Source organism: Mesorhizobium sp. M2A.F.Ca.ET.037.01.1.1 (assembly GCF_003998075.1).
GTDB lineage: Bacteria > Pseudomonadota > Alphaproteobacteria > Rhizobiales > Rhizobiaceae > Mesorhizobium.
Genome location: NZ_RZSA01000843.1, coordinates 1 through 2,940, shown reverse-complemented (window position 1 = coordinate 2,940; position 2,940 = coordinate 1). Strand labels below are relative to the sequence as shown.

The window sequence follows — 2,940 nt, the reverse complement described above, 5'->3', positions numbered from 1 at the left end:
GGTCCGCTGATAGAGATCGACGGTCTCGGCAAGGCAGCCGCGCGCGCCGAAGGACACCATGTCGGGAAGCAGCAGCGCGAAGGGCTCGTTGCCGATCACGTCGCGAGCGCACCAGACGGCGTGACCGAGGCCCTGCGGCGACTGCTGGCGGATGAAGGAGGTGGCGCCGGCCACCGGCAGCAGGCTCTCCAGCGATTCGAGCTGCGCCTTCTTGCCGGTCTGTTCCAGCGTGCCGATCAGTTCAGGATGCAGGTCGAAATAGTCCTCGATAACCGCCTTGTTGCGGCCGGTGACGAAGACGATGTGCTCGATGCCGGCCTCGAACGCCTCGTCGACGGCATATTGCACGACGGGCTTGTCGACGACGGGAAGCATTTCCTTCGGCATGGACTTGGTTGCCGGCAGGAACCGCGTTCCGAGCCCCGCCACTGGGATGACTGCCTTCCTGACTTTCTGCATCTGGTCTTCCTTCTGAGAGAAAAAGATTTCTACCTATCGCCGGCTATCAAATCGCTCGCATGCTTCATCTCCCCGCCCCCACGGCGAACCTGCGCCGCAACCCTTCTGAGCCGGACCGCGATCGGCATCGACAAATGCCCGATCGCGGCCGGATCCCTGAGCGCCGCCCCGATTGCCTTGAGCGGCGCGCGCGCCTTGATGTGCTGGACCAGGGACAGGAACGACGCCGCCTTGCGCAGGCTGCGGCCGCGCCGGGCGAAGGCGGCCTTCGCGGTGCTGTCCATGGGATATGCCGCAGCGAAGGCGGCGTCGGCGCGCGTCATTGCCTCGACGTGGTGCAATTCGAGCACCCGTGAGATCGAGCCGGTGCGGATATGGTAGACATAACCGACGGTCGGCTCGACAGCGCAACGGCCACCGCTGGCCAGCGCGCTTGCAAGCAGAATGTAGTCCTCGCCGATGCGCAGCTTCTCGTCGTAGCGCAGCTTGTTGTCGTCGAGGAAGCGGCGCTGGAAGACCGGCTTGAGATAGCCGAGATTGAAGCGCGATTCGAAAACCAGATTGCCCTCGATATAATCGGCCAGCGAGATCTCGCTTAAGCCCTCGAGATAGCCTCCCGGGAACATGGTGTCGTCGGGCGTGCCGTCCTCGCGCACGACCTGGACATTGTCGACGGCGATTTGGGCGCCGGCCGCTTCCGCCCGCGCGATCATCGCCGCCATGCGGCCAGGAAGAACGGCGTCATCGGAATCCAGCACCGCCACCCAGCGGCCGCGCGCGAAATCGAGGCCGGCATTCCTGGCGCCGCCTGGTCCGCGATTCTGCGGCAACGCCACCACCTTGACGATGTCTTCAGGATAGGCGCGCGCCACATCCAGCGTGCCGTCGCGCGACTGGTCGTCGACGACGATGACCTCGACGGTCACGCCCAGTTGCGCGATCGCGCCGGCGATGGCGCGGTCGAGAGTGGCCTCCGCATTGTAGGCGGCGATGACGAAGCTGACGTCAGGCTGCACGCTTGTTCCCTTGTTCTGGCGAAGTGAGGCCGTACTGGCGGATTTCACGGACGCCGACCAAACCGGAGACGACACCAACGTGCATAATGCCGCGCAGCACGCTGCGGTTCCGTCGCACCGGGCTGATCGCGGTCAAAACAGCCATGCCGAAGCAGTAAGCGGCCTTGGCCGAAGCCAGCCCGACCTGGCCGGCGCGGCGGATGCCGCCGGCGCCGTGGCCGATCAAATGGCCATGCGTCTGGCCGAAGCGGAAGCGGCGACGGCGCAGCCAATCGAACGCGGCCCTGGCGCGCGGCACGACCTCGTCGACGAAGGCTTGCGGCGCAAAGGCGATGCGGCCGCCGGCCTTGACCATGGCATCGAAGAACTCGGTATCCTCGCCGCCGGTCTGGCCGCGCGCCAGGCTGAAGCGCCGGCCGCGCAAGCTCGCGTCGGTCGTTCTGAGCAGGACGTTGCAGGTGTAGCCGGTGCGGATCTCGCCGCGCACCCAGACCGGCAAGGTGGAATGGAAGTCACCCTTCTGCATCCAGTCCGGCGCGTCCTGGCGATAATGGGCCCGCACCGGCCCAAGCACCGCCGCGGCGCCGGTGGCATCGGCCGTCGCCATCAACTCGACCAGCCAGCCGGGCGACGCCGTCTCGTCATCGTCGATGAAGGCGACGAAGTCCGACACGCTGGCGTCGAGGCAGGCGTTGCGGGCAATCGAGATGTTGCGCGCCGGCGCGTGGCGATAGCGGACCGGCAGCTTCAATTCCTCGGCCAGCGTCTTCACGAGCTTTTGTGCGCCTGGTTCATCGTCATTGTCAGCAACGACGATGCCGATCTCCAAACCTTCAGGCTTCTCCAGGGCGGCGACGGAGCGCAGCGTGTCGGCCAGTTCAGGCCGGCGGAAAGTGCAGATGCAGATGTCGATCGAGCGGCCGGCCATCACGACTCCTTGCGCTGCAAGCGCGGCGTCAAAAGCTGCTGCCAGAAACCGACGGACCAGCCGAAATGCATGACCATGGCTGAAACTCCGGCCAGAGCGATGCTGGCGTTGCGCTGGCGCACCGCCGTCGCCAAGCCGTAGCCGAGGCACACCGCCGCCCACAAAAGGAACGGCACCGCCGCCAGCCAGTGGACGAAGGAGAACAGGGCCAACAGCACCACGGGCGCCACCAGCAGCGGGACCATCTGCCGGACCTTCGGCACCATGCGGTGCTTGAGCACATTCCTGGCGCGGCCGCGGCCATAGCCAAGATACTGGAAATAGAGGCTCTTCAGCGACGAGCGCGGATAGTAGATCATGTGCGTCCTGCCGCTCATCCAGATGCGGTAACCGGCCTGGCGCAGACGGTAGTCGAGCTCGGCGTCCTCGTTGTGGCTGAAGCTCTCGTCATAGCCGCCGGCATGGCTGAAAGCGGCGATGCGCATCAGCGCGTGGTGTCCGTGGTCGACCCATTCGCCCTCGGACACGTGCCGGTGC

At 65.9% G+C, this 2,940-nt stretch carries 4 protein-coding genes; all 4 read right to left on the bottom strand.

Annotated features, from left to right (window positions below):
• A partial coding sequence (locus EOA27_RS30010) for a UTP--glucose-1-phosphate uridylyltransferase (protein ID WP_145970618.1) occupies window positions 1-459 on the bottom strand: 459 nt, incomplete at its 3' end.
• A 29-nt stretch (window positions 460-488) separates the two neighbouring features.
• Window positions 489-1,475: a glycosyltransferase family 2 protein gene (locus EOA27_RS30005; RefSeq protein WP_127257937.1), complete on the bottom strand. Its 987-nt coding sequence runs from the start codon at window positions 1,473-1,475 to the stop codon at window positions 489-491.
• A complete protein-coding gene (locus EOA27_RS30000; protein ID WP_127257935.1) occupies window positions 1,465-2,403 on the bottom strand; it encodes a glycosyltransferase family 2 protein in 939 nt (312 codons plus the stop codon). The genes EOA27_RS30005 and EOA27_RS30000 overlap by 11 nt, the downstream gene beginning before the upstream one ends.
• The coding region (locus EOA27_RS29995; RefSeq protein ID WP_348639878.1) for a glycosyltransferase family 2 protein at window positions 2,403-2,940 on the bottom strand (538 nt) is incomplete at its 5' end. The genes EOA27_RS30000 and EOA27_RS29995, both read right to left, overlap by 1 nt.